This is a genomic window from Alteromonas sp. ABH4_454 (assembly GCF_056311775.1).
Genome location: NZ_CM149972.1, coordinates 2,901,105 through 2,917,120, shown reverse-complemented (window position 1 = coordinate 2,917,120; position 16,016 = coordinate 2,901,105). Strand labels below are relative to the sequence as shown.

Genomic DNA, 16,016 nt, shown 5'->3' with positions numbered 1-16,016 from the left:
AAAACCGCACTTATTGCGCCAACGCAAAAACAGCTTAGGCAAATTGTGATACGATTGACCATGTTTTCACGTAGCAATTGACAGTAAGTGAACGTTGCTAGTGCAAAACCGTGCTGCGCAATCCCGTTTGCTGTTATTTTTTCTGTGTTTTTTGTTTTTATTTTCGAGATGCATTGATATTTATGCCTAAGAAATTTATTCGACGTTTTTTGCCAGATCACCAAAGCATTAAGCAAAACAAAGCGTTAAAAATATTTGGTAGCGTATTGCACGAACCTAATTTATGGCACCTGAACCGTCGCTCTGCATCTGGCGCGTTTGGCATAGGCTTATTTTTTGCGTTTTGGCCTGTGCCGTTTCAAATGTGGCTTTCTGCAGGTTTAGCTATCCCTTTTCGCGCAAACCTTCCCTTGTCTGTTGCAACAGTCTGGGTAACTAATCCGTTTACCATTCCGCCCATATTTTATGGGGCTTATAAAGTGGGTACTACTGTACTTGGGACCAAACCTGAACATTTTGAATTCCAGTTTAGCTGGCAGTGGGTGGTAGAAAGCATTAACACCATAGGTCCCGCCTTTTTGGTTGGTTGTGGTATTTGCTCTGTGGTTTTCGGATTGGCAGGTTACTTTTCCTTAAACTGGGTATGGCGCTTTCAAGTGAAAAAAGCGTGGGAAAGACGCAGGCAAATGCGTAATCAGACGGCTCAATAACGAAGTCTCGTAGAGCAAATAGCAGCAATATTAAATAGCAGCATTTGCTTTCGATAAGATTTAAAAAAAACGCCACATTGAAATGTGGCGTTTTTTTTGGTTCTTATCGGAAGTGAGACTAGAGAATACCTGCGTTTTGCAACTAAACTGCGTTAGGCCGAAGAATTCTGACGAAAAGCACTATCGAAGAGGCTTCGGCCTGAAAGCATTCTTAGCGTTTAGTTCACAGATCTATTATTCATGCTCAGCAAGGAAGGCGACTAACGCGGCTTCATCCCACACTTCGACATCAAGCTCTTGCGCTTTGGTTAGTTTAGAACCCGCTTTTTCACCCGCCACTAAGAAGTCAGTATTCTTACTTACTGAGCCTGCCACTTTTGCACCCAGTAGTTGAAGACGAGCTTTTGCATCAGAACGGCCCATTTCACTTAGCGTGCCGGTAATAACACAGGTTTTGCCTTCAAGTGGCAAATTATCTAAATCGGGCTTTTCGATAGCGGGCCAATTGATACCTTCATTTAGAAGTGCGTCAATCACATCGGTATTATGCGACTCGTTAAAGAAGTTGAATATATGAGTAGCTACCACCTCGCCCACATCCTGCACTTCTACTAACGCTTCTAATGAAGCTTCACGAATGGCTTCCAAGGTTTCAAAATGCGCAGCTAAGTTTGCCGCTGTCGCCTCACCTACTTCACGGATCCCCAATGCGTATAGGAATTTGGCTAAGGTAGTTTTCTTTGATGCTTCAAGGGATCCCAAAAGCTTGCTTGCAGACTTCTCAGCCATACGCTCTAAACCCACCACGTCTCCTAAAGACAGGGTAAAGAAGTCTGCCGGGCTGTGTACGAGATCAGCATCTACTAATTGGTCAACAAGCTTATCGCCCAAACCATCGATATCAAACGCTTTACGCGATGCAAAATGTTTGAGCGCCTGTTTGCGTTGCGCTGCACAGATTAACCCTCCGGTACAGCGAGCGACTGCTTCATCTTCAAGCTTTTCAACCTGCGAGTCACACACTGGGCACTGACTTGGGAAACTAATGTCAGTTTCACTACCCGTGCGATTTGCTTCAACCACAGAAACTACCTGAGGAATAACATCACCAGCGCGACGAATAACAACAGTGTCGCCAACTTTAACGCCCAATCTGGAAATTTCATCTTGATTATGAAGTGTGGCATTAGACACGGTAACGCCACCTACAAAAACAGGCTCTAAGCGCGCTACCGGTGTGATTGCCCCAGTCCTGCCCACTTGAAACTCAACGTCCACCAGTTTAGTTACTTCCTCTTGCGCAGGAAATTTCTGCGCAATCGCCCAGCGTGGCGCGCGGGCTACAAAACCTAGGGTGTTTTGCAAATCAATACGGTCTACCTTAAACACGACGCCATCAATGTCATAAGGCAAATTATCGCGCTTTTCCAGAATATGGTTGTAGTAATTTAAACAGCCCTTACCGCCTTCAGCGGTGTCAATGTCTGGGCACAGGGGCAGGCCCCATTTACCTAATTGTGCAAGGCGCGCGCTGTGGGTTTTAGGTAGTTCAAAGCTTTCTGGTTGTACTACGCCTAGTGAGTACGCATAAAACATCAGCGGGCGTTTAGCGGTGATTTTCGAGTCTAACTGACGTAAACTTCCGGCTGCGGCATTGCGCGGATTGGCAAAGACCTTACCGCCCGTTTCTTTTTGATGTTCGTTTAATTTTGCAAAGCCATCTCGCGGCATAAACACTTCACCACGCACCTCGACGCGATCTGGATAGTGGTCGCCACGAAGGGTTAAAGGTACATTTGAAATAGTACGCACGTTAGCAGTGATGTTTTCACCTACCTGTCCATCGCCCCGCGTTGCAGCGCGAACTAATTCACCGTTTTCGTACAAAATACTCACGGCTAAGCCATCTAATTTAGGCTCACAGCTAAAATCCAAAGTAGCAGTATCTTTAAGCCTGTCTTTTAAGCGCTTCTCAAATGCCAATAGAGACTCTTCATCAAAGGCGTTATCTAGCGACAGCATAGGCACATCGTGAGTCACTTGCTCAAATGCAGACAGCGCAGCGCCTCCCACCTTTTGGCTTGGAGAATTTGGGCTATGTAACTCAGGATATTGTTTTTCAAGCGCTATTAGCGCCTGCATATCTCTATCATAAACCGCATCGGGAACCGAAGGATCGTCTAGTACATAGTACTGGTAATTGTATTCATTTAACGTGTTGCGAAGTTGAGCAACTTGTTGCTTTGCTTGTTCTAAAGAGTCTGACATGGAGTTGTTTTCACGCCGTATAAATAATTAAAAGTTTTACATTTTGTAGCTTAGGTGACTTAACCTAAACGACCTTTTGTTTCAAGTGAGGCATTAAACCGCCGTCTTTTTAGTCGGCTAGTATAATTTGTAGCCTCGCTGTAGCGCTATTTAATAGAAAAGGACCTGGGTATGAGCCAAGTCCTTTTTATTACGCTAACACGCAAGCACGTACGAAGCGTGCGATATAGACAGTTGAATAGCTTACGTTAGCCGCGAGCAATCATACGCTTGCGTTCAAATTCACGAATTTTTTCAACGTATTGCTGTAAGCCTTGTTTAGTTAACACGCTTCGACGCCCGTCTAGTACCTGAGCACCAAACTCGTCTGCCAACTTACGAGCCGCGTTGTGCATCATATTGAATACTTGATGAGGGTCGCCTTCAATGGGCAATATCATAAACAAAGATACACCTTGGGTCTCAAAATTTTCTAGGTTATCAATATCAAAAACACCAGGTTTAAACATATTGGCTAGACTAAATAATACTGGACCTTTGCCATTGGAGTTTACGTGACGATGGAAGATATCCTGGTCGCCAAACTTAAACCCTAGTGTAAGCAGCATAGGTAAAAGCGCAGCACCAGAAATTGGCTCACCTTCTGGCGTTCTTACGTTCAACACCAATACTTCAGGTTCAACATTAGATGATTTCACCGGCTCAGAAGTGCTGCTCGCAGCGTCGCTGTGTGTATCATTTGCACTAAAGCTCTCTTCACCAAAATCAGTGTTACCTTGCTCACTGGTGTCGAAGTCAATGCGCATTTGGTCATCACCAAAATTAGGCTCTTCCCGCTTCTTAATCGGTGTTTTACTGCGCTTACTACGTGCAAAACGCCGCGGCTGTTCATTTTCTTCCTGGCTACCCCGTAATGAAGATGCATCGTCTTGAGCGTCTAAACTAAAGTCAGCGACTTCTTGCTCGTTTTTAGTTGGCGCTTGAACTGTTGCTGGTTCTTCTTCAAGCGTAGGGTCCACATAAAACTTTTGCGCAGGACGAACTGGTGCTGAATGAGTCTGTTCGGGATGTGCCGTTGTTTGATTATCAGAGTACCCGTTATTTGTGCTATTCGCGTTATTTGCGTTTGATGACGCTGTATAAGACGCGTCTTGCGTACTTTCTTCGCGCTGTGCTTGTGACTCTGACTGAGCTTCATCGTCGCCTTCTCGAAGCAGAAAACCTGGAGGTTCTGGGAAAGCAGCAACGTTGTCATCGCTTTTATTTGACGCGGTATCAATCGAGCGAGCCTGCCCTTTCATGTGTGGCTTGGGGTTCGTTACCACTGAACCATACAGTTTGGGCGCTTCTTGAGCGTCTTCTTTTTCGCTCCTTTTTTCGTCTTCTGTTCCACCCACTTTTACGGCTGGCGATATCGACGAATTATCATTGCTGCTGGCATTAGCGTGCTCTTCGCCAGCGTCGTCTTCATGGCTATGGATGTCACTCGAAGAAGCATATTGAGAAGAGTGATTGCTCTCATCGTTGCCGAATTTTTTACGTTCGCTGCCGTTATCTGGATTATTCAAAGTGTCATCAAACGATGGGCTCGAAGCTGCGCTGTTCTCATCTGCTCTATTATGCGAGCTTTGCGAATTGCTAACCACTCGAACCGCACCAATACCAAGCTCATCAAAGCCTTCCTGAGCTTCGGCTTCTATTTCGCTATCGTCGTCTTGCCACTGTCGGGGCTCTAAGCGCTCTTTTTCCGAAGGCTTTCCGTTTTTACGAATTTTCCAAATACCGTGGGCAAGCACAGCAATGATAAAAACCGTGCCTCCAAGGAGTAAAAATAGACGTAATTGATCTTCCATTTAATTTCTTTCGCCCTTTGTTATGCTTCTGCGAAGGCTACAGCTTCGTCAACGTCTACCGCTACCATACGTGAAACGCCAGGTTCCGCCATAGTAACACCGGTTAGGTGACTAGCCATTTCCATCGCTATTTTATTGTGGGTGATATAAATAAACTGCACTGTTTGTGACATTTCTGACACTAAGTTACAAAAGCGCCCTACATTTGCATCATCCAATGGTGCATCTACTTCATCCAGCAAGCAAAATGGTGCTGGATTTAATCTAAAAATAGCAAACACCAATGATAAAGCGGTTAATGCTTTTTCTCCACCGCTTAAGAGGTGAATCGTACTATTTTTCTTACCAGGGGGGCGAGCCATTATCGTCACCCCGGTCTCCAATAAGTCATCATCGGTAAGTGCAAGGTATGCTGACCCACCGCCGAAGACTTTAGGAAATAACATTTTAAGGTCTTCGTTAACCTGCTCAAAAGTGTTTGAAAAGCGCGTGCGTGTCTCTTTATCAATTTTTCGAATGGCCGATTGTAGCGTTTCTAGGGCTTCAGTAAGGTCGTTGTGCTGTGTATCTAAATGAGATTTTCTTTCTGACTGGGTTTCAAATTCTTCAACCGCAGCTAAGTTCACTGCCCCTAAACGCTGCAAATTAGCCTGCGTTTTTTCAAGGTCATCTTGCCAGCGTTTCTCTTCGGCGTCTTCGGGTAAGGTTTCTAGAATGTTTTTCAGTGACTGCTGTGTTTCATCAAGCTGCTCTAAGACAGTGTTTGCGCGTACACGATACCCTTCAATATCGATGTTAAGTTTATCGATGTTTGTCTGTCGGGTTTGAATGTCTTTACCTAGAGCCTGATGCCCTTTTTCAGCTTCTCGCAACCACTGTTCAATATCTTCAAGGCTGCGCTGCTTAGCGCTTTTCAGCTGTTCTAATTCCGCTTTATTTTCTAACAGAGACTGAAGTTCTGCTTCCTGAATTTCTTCAGGAGACGTAAGATGCGCTAGTTCTTTTTGCAATCTTTCTTTGTTCTTTATGTATTCTTCACGCTGTTCAAGGTTACGTGTAACCTGCTGACTATATAAGTTTTGATGATTTTCAAACTGCTGCTTTTTTAACGCAAGCTCATGATTTTGCAACGTTAATGAATCGACTGAGGCGCGCAATTCTGACGTAGTTCGCTCATTTTCTTCACGTTTAGTGTTAACTTCATCAATGTGCACTTCATATTCAAGGATTTGCGCTTCTTGAAGTTCTAATTTTTCCGAAAGTTGCGCTAACTGCTCTTCTTCTTTAGCAAGCATTAACTCTTGTTTTGCCAATTCATCATTGAGTTTAGCGCTCCGAGTAGACTGCTGCTCTTGTTGCATTTCAAGTAAAGATAGCTTGTTTTTAATCTGAGCCCGTTGATTTTCTTTTTCAGCTAAGGCGTGTTGAGCCGTATGCTTTTGAGCTTCGCTTGTTTCAAGACCCTGCTTCGCTTCCTCAATGGAATGCTCAACTTCTTCAATGAGATTTTCAGTGCCTTCAATATCATCTGTAAGTGCTTTAATCTTGTTAGCACGCTGCAAAGCACCGTCATTCACCTCACCTGGTTTAACAACCCAATTGCGGCTTGCCCACAGGCCTGTAGGTGAAATTGCGCTAGAAAAGCCATTACCATCGCTTTTCATCTCGTCATCAGCTAAGTGTTCCACCTTACTTGTCAGGTCTTTATCGTCTTCACACAGGTAGATATCATCAAAAAATGCGGGAACCCGTGCCGGTGAAGTGTGGCTACCGCTAAGGTCACTTAATAAAGCATTAGCTAAAGATCCAGCTTTTGCCGAAGTTACAAACACGCTTTCGGTGTATACCTTTATGCCGGTGGGCAGACGCTCTTTGTTTTTAAGAAGTTCTTGTACCGGGTAGCTTTTTGCGACAACAGGATCTTTTGCGTGCTGTAATATAGCCTCTATACAGGGTGCAAGCTTTTGGCTTGAGCTAAATTGTTGCCAAAGCTTTTCTATTCCTTCTAATAGCATATCTTCGAAGCTAGAGGCGTCTTGCTGAAGCGCTTCTAATGCAGATTTGGTTGACTGGGCGGTTTGCAACTGACCCAGCGCATCCCGTCGTTTTGCTTCAATGGTTTGCACTTCAGCATGTTGTTTTTGCACTTTCTCGCTAGCTGCTTGAACCGCCTGTTTACCTTCATCAATATCAAAATCTAGCACGTTTGCTTGCTCATCTAGTAATGCAATTTGATCTGAGTAATCTTCGTCATCGAGTTGTTTTAGCTCGTCTTGCAGTTCGCTAATACGCTGAGATGTACGAAGCTGCATACTCATTGTGGACTGAATTTGGCTATGACACTGTTGCACGTCTTGTCGAAGCTGGTTGTACGTTTGCTCTTGTTCACGTGCTTTTACGTTAAACTCTCTAAGCGCCTGCTCAACTTCTTCAAAACGCGCTTTTGCGTGTTCCAACTCGGCTTCTTTCAGTACAAGCTCTGGTTCAATGTTTTCAAGCGCCTCGTTTGATACGGCAAGTGCTTCCTGTGCCTCATCAATAGAGTGGTTTAGCAATTCATGCTGTTCGTTGATTCGCGTTAATTCTTGCTCTATTTGCCCTTGTCGCTGTTTAGCATGCAGGGCATTTTGCTCTAATCGCGTTATTGCATTGCTTGTGGTGAATAACTGCTGCTGCAGATCATCGATGACTTGCTTGGTCTCAACTTGTTTAGTTTTATACGATTCAAGTCCGGCTTCATCACCTTGTAGCCTGGCATTTAAATCATCAACTTCTAGTTGCAGTGTTTGCTGCTGTTTTTGCAGCACTTCAATATGCTCGCTATTTTTAAGAAATCTAATCGCCGCAAGCTGGCCTTTTAACTCACGAGCCTGTGCGCGCAACGTTTTATAGCGGGTTGCTGCGGCAGCTTGTCGCTGTAATTTTTCTAACTGCTTGCCAAGTTCATCGCGCACATCGTTTAAGCGTTCAAGGTTGTCTTGCGTGTGCCTTATTCGATTTTCTGTTTCTCTGCGACGCTCTTTGTACTTTGAAATACCCGCAGCTTCTTCAATAAACACGCGTAGTTCTTGTGGCTTAGATTCGATAAGCCGTGAGATCATACCTTGCTCGATAATGGCGTAAGAACGTGGGCCTAACCCCGTTCCTAAAAACAGATCGGTAACGTCTCGCCTGCGACATTTGGTACCGTTGAGGAAGTAAGTAGACGTGGCATCTCGGGTCACTAATCGTTTAACAGACAGCTCGTTATAGTTAGCAAATTCGCCCGCGATCCGCCCTGCACTGTTATCGAAAACAAGTTCGACGCTACACTGCCCCACGGGTTTTCGTGAAGATGAACCGTTGAAGATCACGTCTGTCATTGCATCGCCGCGTAGGTTCTTCGCTGAGCTTTCACCTAATACCCAGCGAACAGCATCAATAACATTGGATTTACCACAGCCGTTCGGGCCAACAATGGCAGTCATTTCCCCGGGAAACGGAATAGTAGTAGGCTCAACAAAGGACTTGAAGCCGGCAAGCTTTATCTTCTTAAGTCTCACGCATCATCCCTCTGGTATACAGAGTTGCCGGACAAAATCGTCATAGCTTCAGCCCAATACCCCATGGCGGGATGCTGAATTAGCAGATGATATGGAAATGATGTAATCACACAGAAGGTTCTTTTGTTATTATGTTTCGACTCTACCAAAACTAACAGCTTGTAACAATTACCATTTCAGCGAGTTAGGCACAGAACGCGCCAAGGGCGTATGATAGAGTAAATAGTTAATAAACAAAGCGTTTAAAATAACGCGAAGGAGTATGAATGAGTTCAGGTGGTGTACATTATTTCTTTGAAGGCTTTTCGCTTATAAAGACAAAAGGGCTAAAGCGTTTCGTGTTTGTGCCCCTCACTATTAACCTTGTTCTGTTTTCCGTTGCTTTTTATTTCTTATTCGGCCAAATAGAAATGGGCATAGCCTATGTTATCGACCTTGTACCAGAATGGTTAGGCTGGATAAAAACGGCTATCAGTTTCTTCTTATGGCCTTTAGCAGTTATAAGCGTATTACTCATTTTCGCACTTATTTTTGGCACCCTGGCCAACTGGATTGCCGCGCCTTTCAACGGCGTGTTATCAGAAAAGGTTGAGCGTCATTTAACGGGTCAAGACCTGGGTGATGAAGGCGTTATGTCGTTGGTAAAAGACATTCCGCGCACTGTAGGTCGCGAACTGACTAAGCTCATTTGGTATTTACCTCGCGCCATCGGATTTTTATTGCTGTTCTTTTTTCTACCTATTATCGGGCAAGTGCTTTGGTTCTTATTTAACGCCTGGATGATGGCGATACAGTATTGCGACTATCCTTATGATAACCACAAGGTAGATTTCACTCGAATGCGCTTGCACCTTGGCGAACACAAAGGAAAAGCAATGACCTTTGGCATGATGGTAAACGTGTTCTCGCTCATTCCCGTGGTGAACTTCATTGTTATGCCGGTAGCAATTTGTGGTGCCACATCTATGTGGGTAAGAGAGCTGAAGCCTACGCTTCGTGGGTAGCGAGAAATAACCCGTTGCAGTACCTGTGAAGGTGGTTGTTGAATAGAACTATGGCGTTATCAAAAAAGAGTGTGCGGCTGCTTATTTGGTGCCGGTAAATGCTTCGTACTCAGCTAGCCAGTGGGCCGCCTCTTTTTGATTACCGCTATTGTGAAAAGCTTGGAAGAAATTCATTGAGATGGGCCGCTGCGCATTTTGCTTTTCAAGCTGTTGCTGCCAAAGGACCAGATATAAAGGCGGGATCACACCGCTATCGTGGTGCTCCATAAAGGTAATTCTTCGGCTAGGTTTGTAGCTATTAAGCCCCAACACTGAACAGGTTTTAGCGCGAGCAATAATCGTTGCGGGGTCTATCGACAGCCAATTCTCTACCGTTTCATGCGGTGCATACCAATACTCAGTATCTACCACAACGTTGGGAGGTAGGAAGCCTTCAATCCCATCTTCATCGCACAGCTTGTTTGCCATACCCTTGCCAATAGGATATTCGTCAGCAAAGCCAGCAAAATGCGCTAGTTCGTGCACGAATACTGAATAAGCGTCACTAATATCCAAATACATTACACCATTTTGAACGTTCGCTTTACCCTGCTCCGCCACCACAACTGCATGGCTAAATTTACGCTTTTTGGCGATATTGGCTAACGGAGTAATATTGCACCCCAAGATACCCGCCCTTTTATAGTTAGCGTTACATTCCAGCACATCGGATTGAAGCCAAATAGGCGGGGCTAAACAAATAGAAAGGTTTTCAAGGCGCGAATCGTCGTTATATGACTGATAAAGTTCGTGCGCTCGCATGATGGTCGCCAAACTTGTAGCGAAAGGTTGAACACGCTGCAGGCAATTTGTTTGACTCTCCCAATCAAAAGCGCCAGATTGCTTTATTGCTTGCGTTACTGAATAGGGTGAATAAAGTTTGATGGCTTCTAGTGCTTTTTCCGCTTGTTGATGGCCTTTTTGCGCTGCAAATTTAAAATGCGATTTAGCTTCTGAGAATTCGCCCTCGTCCCACAAAAGCCTTGCGTACTTAAACGCACTTTGCATGTCTAAGGTTGCTGTAGCTGCCAGCAGAGGCTTAGCTAACTGCTGTTGACCGTGAAGTAAGTACCAATCGGCCAGTGCTGCCTGTGCAGGCAAATATTCTTGTGACGCTGCGCGTATCAGCCACTTTTCTCGCTTTTTTGGCGAATCGGTAGACATCGCGAAGGCCAGTTGTGCTTCAACTACATCGCCAAGCGCTGCTAAGCGCATAAAACGCTCTGAAGCACCCTCTTCGCCTAAAATTTGGTACAACAGCCACGCAGCGTCGGCATTTTCTAGACTAACAAGCTTCTCCAGAAAATAGGTCGCCGTATCTTCGTCAGTAATAGCAGCAGAGGTAAAGCCGTTGTTATATGCGCTCTCAAATATCTCAAGCATATAGGCTTGGGCAGTGTCACTTCCCTGCTTTGAAGCCAACCAAAGCAGCGCTAGCGCGTTATCTCGTGGATTATTGTTTTTAAGGGTAGTATTAGCGCTATCTTGGGCAAAAGCATTAGACTGAACGCTGTCAAACGTGCCAGTTTCCTCGCCTTCTAGTAAGACACCATCTTCATTTTTATGTGATGGTAATAGCACGCTAATTGCGTTAGAGATAAGTTGAGGGGCATAACGCCCGCTATCGCCCGCAACAATAAGCAGTGCAAAGACTGCTAAAAATAAGCCCCGCATAATGCTTTGCGCTTACTCTTCGCTAACTACATCGTTGCTAGCTTGATTACGCAAACGATTAAGCTCCATTCTTGCGTAACGATGTTCTACGTAGTCGAACACGTTTGTACTTAGCGCAAGCTTGAAGTAATTAGATGCAATGCCGCTATTTCCGCGTAGGGAATGAAATTTACCTAAATAAAAATATGCTTCGCATAGTCGGTCGGTTAGCGCTTTTTGGCTTTTAACACCGTCTAGCAATGAGTTAAGTACATCGTTTTCATCTACAGTACCTAAGAATAGATCCACCAGCGAAGTTGCCCAATGCTCATTGTCTAGCGTAGGACGAATAGACGCTAAGTAAGTTTGCCCTTCCAGTTCTGATACATCGTAATGCGCGAAGTAAGCCCACAGCGCACGAAACGGATCGCTGTTATCTTTTTCAAAAAAGCGATTAAGATCGTCAGTCGCAAGTTCTGCGCGACCGCCATAGTAAAGCGCGATGCCACGGTTTAAGAACGCGAAATCGTACTCTGGGTTAATTTCAATTGTAGAGTCAAAAGCGTCGTAAGCCTGAATGAAGTCACTCTGCTGGATATAATGAATACCCATAGAATTATAGGCTTCTGCTAAATCAGGCTTTAAATTAATGGCCTGGGTGTAATCGAACTGCGCTAAACCTGCAAGACCTACGCTGTCGTAAAGCATGCCACGTTGAAAATGAAGTTCAGCTTTATCTTCATCCGAAAGCGCCGGGCTAGTTAGCACTTGATTATAACGCGCAATCGCCATCTCTGAACGAGGATTAATAGGTGCAGGCTCGGCTAGAAGCAAATTCCCCATTTGTGGTCTTTCTGAAACAGGGGGTGTTTGCGCACAACCGGTTAAAATAGCAGCGAATAGAGAAAAAAAGATGAGACTAACGTTTCTGCACATGGTAAAAAAGCATTCTATAAAAAAAGAAAAAACCGCCTGAGCATTTAATATACGCTTGTCCGCGGCGCTAATGCCGCCAACCTTCTCGCATTTGATGATAAAAGTAAAGCGTATTGGGTGGTTAACACAGGTAGCTATGAAGAAAAATAATTTAGAACAACTATCACAACTTGCTTTTGACGCACAGAAAAACTCTCACTCCCCCTATTCCAACTTTAAAGTTGGTGCTGCGGTACTTACGCCTAGTGGCGAAACCTTCTCTGGTTGTAACGTAGAAAGTGCTGCTTTCCCACTAGGGCAATGTGCCGAAGCCACCGCTATTGGCAATATGGTTACACAAGGTCAAAAGCGTATCTCACATATTGTTATTGCAAGTCCAAACGATGAGTTTTGCTTTCCATGCGGCGGGTGCAGACAAAAAATCGCCGAGTTCGCGCCAGATGAAACGCCCGTGACCATGATTAGTCAAAGTGGTGAAAAGTTTGAAACCACAATTGGTGAATTACTTCCCAATGCCTTTAGGGCGCACGATCTAGACAAATAGGTTTATCACGATACCTTGCAATAACGAGGCTCTGGAAGGTTCCACATCTACCAGCCTCGTTTTTGCGTTTCTAAAAATAAATAGCACGCATTTATATATCAGCACATCATCGGCTTAGTAGACTGTTTAATAGACAATATTCTTCCCTGACCATCGAATGATAGCGCAACTTGAGTACCTACGTTGATATCCCCTTCTATACGGCCATTAATATCTAACGATGCAATTAGACTTTCAGAAACGACAACTTGCTGATTTTCACAATTTACTAATAGCCAATACCCATCTTGTGATTGCAATGTAGCTGGCTGCTGGGTTACCGCTTTAGCAACTAAACTACTCTCGATATATTGGCGAGTATAGGCATTGAAACGGGCTTGATAGTTATTATTGAGATTATTAGCCAGCATTTTATCTTCACCTGCAAAACCGTGGTAATGAACAATATCTACACTGTGTGCAGCAGTTTGCATACCTGACGAGTGGCGGCTTTGGAATGTTCCAATGTTGTACACCCCTAGCATGGCAACAATAGCAAAAGCCACAGCGGCAAATCGAAGGGTTGATGACGCGAAATAGGCGCGAAGGTGCGAAGCCACCACAGCAAACATACGCTCTGTGTCACTGCCGTTTGCTTTAGCCTTGTTGTGCGCAAGCACGTTGGCGCGTACCCGGGCGTTTGCTTTTTGAGTTGTTGAATCATTTTGCTTTTGGACTAGCTGACTGCGTCTGAAGGCTTCTTGTAGCTCTTTATCTGAGATAGACATGATTACAATTTCTCCAGCATAATTTTTAGACTGTCTTTTGCATATCGAATTCGTGTTTTCACCGTTTCTTTTTCAGCGCCGCACATATCAGCTATTTGCGATAAACTAAAACCCTCAAACTGCAGTGAGAGCGCCTCTTTCTGTTTGTATGGCAATTGCGCTAAACAAGCTTTGAACACGTCTTTTTCTAATCCTTTAGCCACATCATTTTCTACAGAAGGGTGCGCGTGCTTAACAAACTCAGAAACACTAAATTCCTCTACAGCCTCGTTACTATATTCAAGCTTGGCGTTTTTACGAAACTCATCAATAAGTGCTCGCCTACCAATGGTGAACAGCCAAGCTTGGAAATTGTCGCCACTTTTAAATAAATGGCGGTGCTCAATAACTTTAATCCATGTACGCTGGCTTATATCTTCCGCTATGGTGCTATCGCTTAATACCTTAAGAAAATAAAATAGCTTAGTGCTGTGTAAATCAAAAAGTGCGGCTAACGATGCCTCATCACCTTTTGCGGTGTATTGCAGCATTAGCCTTTCACTCACTCCCAGCGCTGTTTCGCGCTTGCCTTGAAACAGGCTTTGCAAGCTTGCGCCTATACTCATAGGCTGTCCTTATTGTTCTAGTTTGAAATCTAATACTACAACCATACCTGGTTGACTAACAGGTTTACCGCCGTCCAGCTTTGGTTTGTACTTCCACTTTTTAAGAGCGCGGCGTGCTGCTCTATCAAACACACGCTTGGGCTCAGAATCTAATACCTTTATATCGGATACAGCGCCGCTAGCACTTACCGTAAACCCGAGCTTTACCCAACCTTCAATACCGTCACGACTCGCTTCTGGCGGATAAGTAGGATCGACCCTAAATTGAGGCGTAGCCTGCATATCACCTTGAGCACTATTTAAATTTATCGATAAATTCAATGCTGTATTAGGAACCTGAGTGTTTATTTCGAAATTACCCGGGTCATCATTTGGCTCGGGGTCAATCTCGACTACTCTTTGCGGCGGCGTTTTTATGACTTGCTCAATTGGCGCAATGGGCTTTTTTGTCATAATCCGTTCGTCTTCAGGCTGATAAATGACGGGTTCAAAAAGCACAGGCGGCGCTTCGCTGATATTCACCTTATCTTGCTTAATAAGCTCTGCCATTAAGACGAAAAGCCCAGCTGTTACTACTCCACCGGCAAGAGAAATAGTGGCAACATTTATAGCCCGTTTGTGGAAAGGCGCTTTTGCAAAAGACAATACACTGTGTTGTACCAGAACTTGCGAATTAGCGCTTGGTAGAATTGTTGTTTGCATGTTGTTCCCCCTTTTTTCACTAAACGGAGGAACTGAATAAAAGGGGTGAAATATTTATTGTTTTTCTACAATTGCCATTGCAGTTTCTACAGCAAGCTTGGCAGTCCTCTAATCATTATTTTCATTTTGGCGCTTATTTAGTTTCGCTGCTGCCATAAAGCCAATAATAAAAATGGCGAAGATAACCACGCCTACCCAAATCAATACGTTAAAAAGAAAGTCCATGTTATTCCCTAATCACAGTTTTATAATTTAACTTTAACATTTATTTGATTGAGTAGGCGAATTAGATCATTCAGCCTATTTACTTCATCAACGATGTTATTGAGATTTTTCTATACCAATAGCCATTACAGACTGACCGTCTTTAATGGCTGGCATTTGATTAACCATCATAACCGTGCCATCAACAGGCGATTTGAGGGTTTCAACTAGATTTCCAAAATAGTCGGTGACCTTACCTATGTCTTGCCCAGTTGACACTTTATCGCCTATCTCCACTGAAGCCTTGAAAAAACCGGTTTTCGAGCTTTTAGGGTATTTAATGGTTTCGTAGATAATTGGCTCAGGGTGCTGCTTTGGCTTTTCTGGCAACATCTTTAGAAAATACATAGCGTTCTTAGCCACCTCTAAGGCTTTCGCCACAGACTCTTCATCTGTCTGCGCTAAGTGCCCTATTTCGGTAGTAAGGCCAGGCTTTCCTCTTGTCATGGCTGTGTTAGGGTAAGAAATTGAATTGTTAGGATCTCTTGGACGGTCGCCATACATGACAATATGCTGCATGCCAGTCGCTTTCGCGAATTCAAATGTTAAAGCGTCAAGTTCTTCGTCGCCCACAAAAGGAGAATACACATGATTCAATAACGTTTGGTTTGCACTGCCAGAATGCATGTCTATTAAAAAGTCAGCTTTGCCAATAAACTCTCTGGTTAACAACTCAGCAATTTGTTCCGTCGGTGTGCCATCCGCGCTCCCTGGAAACTCCCTATTCAGGTTTTTCTCATCTTTAGGGTTTAACGCAATTCTATTTCCATGAAACCCATCTAAGTTAGCCAGGTGCAGCACAACCAACACACCGCTCATCTCGTTAGGATCAAGGTTTTGCTGAAGTTGTTGTAGGGCATACATAGACGGGAACTCATCACCATGAATACCGGCGGTAAGTAGCAGTACTGGACCGTCATCTTTTCCGTTTATAACCGTCACTGGCAGCGTTATGCTTTTCTCTGTAGCGAGGTAGGACGCTTTCTGACCCGTTTGGGTGGTCACGCCCATCAATTCATAAGGTTCATTTGCGCTAGCGTTTAGGCTAAACGCAGAACAAAGAGAAACAAGAACACCTGCTAACGCTTTCTTTTTAAACGACATACTTAAAAACTCATTGGAAAATAAC

General features: G+C 44.3%; 12 protein-coding genes. 3 read left to right on the top strand and 9 right to left on the bottom strand.

The genetic code is table 11. The annotated features are described in order from the left end of the window. Positions 1-182 precede the first annotated feature (182 nt). Entirely contained in the window at positions 183-710 is a 528-nt protein-coding gene (locus tag ACYX4W_RS12785; RefSeq protein WP_179983377.1) for a DUF2062 domain-containing protein, read from the top strand. A gap of 234 nt (positions 711-944) precedes the next feature. Here ACYX4W_RS12785 and ligA read toward each other — a convergent pair whose 3' ends face one another. The 3 genes from ligA to smc all read right to left on the bottom strand — a co-directional run bounded on the left by ligA (position 945) and on the right by smc (position 8,373). Continuing rightward, positions 945-2,978, bottom strand: a complete 2,034-nt coding sequence (ligA, locus tag ACYX4W_RS12780) for an NAD-dependent DNA ligase LigA (RefSeq protein WP_476073441.1) — start codon at positions 2,976-2,978, stop codon at positions 945-947. A gap of 248 nt (positions 2,979-3,226) precedes the next feature. Further along, on the bottom strand, positions 3,227-4,831 hold the full coding sequence (gene zipA, locus ACYX4W_RS12775) for a cell division protein ZipA (RefSeq protein ID WP_476073440.1): 1,605 nt from the start codon (positions 4,829-4,831) through the stop codon (positions 3,227-3,229). Between the two features lie 20 nt (positions 4,832-4,851). Then, positions 4,852-8,373, bottom strand: coding sequence for a chromosome segregation protein SMC (smc, locus tag ACYX4W_RS12770; protein ID WP_476073439.1), 3,522 nt, complete (start codon positions 8,371-8,373; stop codon positions 4,852-4,854). A gap of 266 nt (positions 8,374-8,639) precedes the next feature. Here smc and cysZ point away from each other — a divergent pair, with 266 nt between their 5' ends. Then, positions 8,640-9,377, top strand: a complete 738-nt coding sequence (gene cysZ, locus ACYX4W_RS12765; RefSeq protein ID WP_334060514.1) for a sulfate transporter CysZ — start codon at positions 8,640-8,642, stop codon at positions 9,375-9,377. An 81-nt stretch (positions 9,378-9,458) separates the two neighbouring features. On the opposite strand, the gene ACYX4W_RS12760 is transcribed toward cysZ, so the two are convergent. Further along, positions 9,459-11,090 (bottom strand): SEL1-like repeat protein, encoded by a 1,632-nt coding sequence (locus tag ACYX4W_RS12760; RefSeq protein WP_476073438.1) that lies wholly within the window; start codon positions 11,088-11,090, stop codon positions 9,459-9,461. Positions 11,091-11,102: 12 nt separating this feature from the next. Next, positions 11,103-12,005, bottom strand: a complete 903-nt coding sequence (nlpI, locus tag ACYX4W_RS12755; RefSeq protein WP_474856285.1) for a lipoprotein NlpI — start codon at positions 12,003-12,005, stop codon at positions 11,103-11,105. A 136-nt stretch (positions 12,006-12,141) separates the two neighbouring features. On the opposite strand from nlpI, the gene cdd reads away from it, so the two are divergent. Then, complete coding sequence (gene cdd / locus ACYX4W_RS12750; protein ID WP_338081706.1) at positions 12,142-12,549, top strand: cytidine deaminase; 408 nt, start codon at positions 12,142-12,144, stop codon at positions 12,547-12,549. 98 nt (positions 12,550-12,647) lie between these two features. Here the strand turns inward: cdd and ACYX4W_RS12745 are convergent, their stop codons facing one another. From ACYX4W_RS12745 to ACYX4W_RS12730, 4 genes are all read right to left on the bottom strand, one after another. Next, positions 12,648-13,316 carry a hypothetical protein gene (locus ACYX4W_RS12745; protein ID WP_476073437.1) on the bottom strand — a complete coding sequence of 223 codons (669 nt, stop codon included), beginning with the start codon at positions 13,314-13,316 and terminating at the stop codon, positions 12,648-12,650. Between the two features lie 2 nt (positions 13,317-13,318). Continuing rightward, positions 13,319-13,921 (bottom strand): RNA polymerase sigma factor, encoded by a 603-nt coding sequence (locus ACYX4W_RS12740; RefSeq protein WP_476073436.1) that lies wholly within the window; start codon positions 13,919-13,921, stop codon positions 13,319-13,321. A 9-nt stretch (positions 13,922-13,930) separates the two neighbouring features. Continuing rightward, on the bottom strand, positions 13,931-14,623 hold the full coding sequence (locus ACYX4W_RS12735; RefSeq protein WP_476073435.1) for a TonB family protein: 693 nt from the start codon (positions 14,621-14,623) through the stop codon (positions 13,931-13,933). Between the two features lie 321 nt (positions 14,624-14,944). Continuing rightward, positions 14,945-15,991, bottom strand: coding sequence for a succinylglutamate desuccinylase/aspartoacylase family protein (locus ACYX4W_RS12730; RefSeq protein WP_476073434.1), 1,047 nt, complete (start codon positions 15,989-15,991; stop codon positions 14,945-14,947). Between the last annotated feature and the right edge of the window lie 25 nt (positions 15,992-16,016).

Coding starts and splice junctions, on each gene's coding strand:
- ACYX4W_RS12785 (WP_179983377.1), top strand. CDS start 183: ATGCCTAAGAAATTTATTCGACGTTTTTTGCCAGATCACCAAAGCATT.
- ligA (WP_476073441.1), bottom strand. CDS start 2,978: ATGTCAGACTCTTTAGAACAAGCAAAGCAACAAGTTGCTCAACTTCGC.
- zipA (WP_476073440.1), bottom strand. CDS start 4,831: ATGGAAGATCAATTACGTCTATTTTTACTCCTTGGAGGCACGGTTTTT.
- cysZ (WP_334060514.1), top strand. CDS start 8,640: ATGAGTTCAGGTGGTGTACATTATTTCTTTGAAGGCTTTTCGCTTATA.
- ACYX4W_RS12760 (WP_476073438.1), bottom strand. CDS start 11,090: ATGCGGGGCTTATTTTTAGCAGTCTTTGCACTGCTTATTGTTGCGGGC.
- nlpI (WP_474856285.1), bottom strand. CDS start 12,005: ATGTGCAGAAACGTTAGTCTCATCTTTTTTTCTCTATTCGCTGCTATT.
- cdd (WP_338081706.1), top strand. CDS start 12,142: ATGAAGAAAAATAATTTAGAACAACTATCACAACTTGCTTTTGACGCA.
- ACYX4W_RS12745 (WP_476073437.1), bottom strand. CDS start 13,316: ATGTCTATCTCAGATAAAGAGCTACAAGAAGCCTTCAGACGCAGTCAG.
- ACYX4W_RS12740 (WP_476073436.1), bottom strand. CDS start 13,921: ATGAGTATAGGCGCAAGCTTGCAAAGCCTGTTTCAAGGCAAGCGCGAA.
- ACYX4W_RS12735 (WP_476073435.1), bottom strand. CDS start 14,623: ATGCAAACAACAATTCTACCAAGCGCTAATTCGCAAGTTCTGGTACAA.
- ACYX4W_RS12730 (WP_476073434.1), bottom strand. CDS start 15,991: ATGTCGTTTAAAAAGAAAGCGTTAGCAGGTGTTCTTGTTTCTCTTTGT.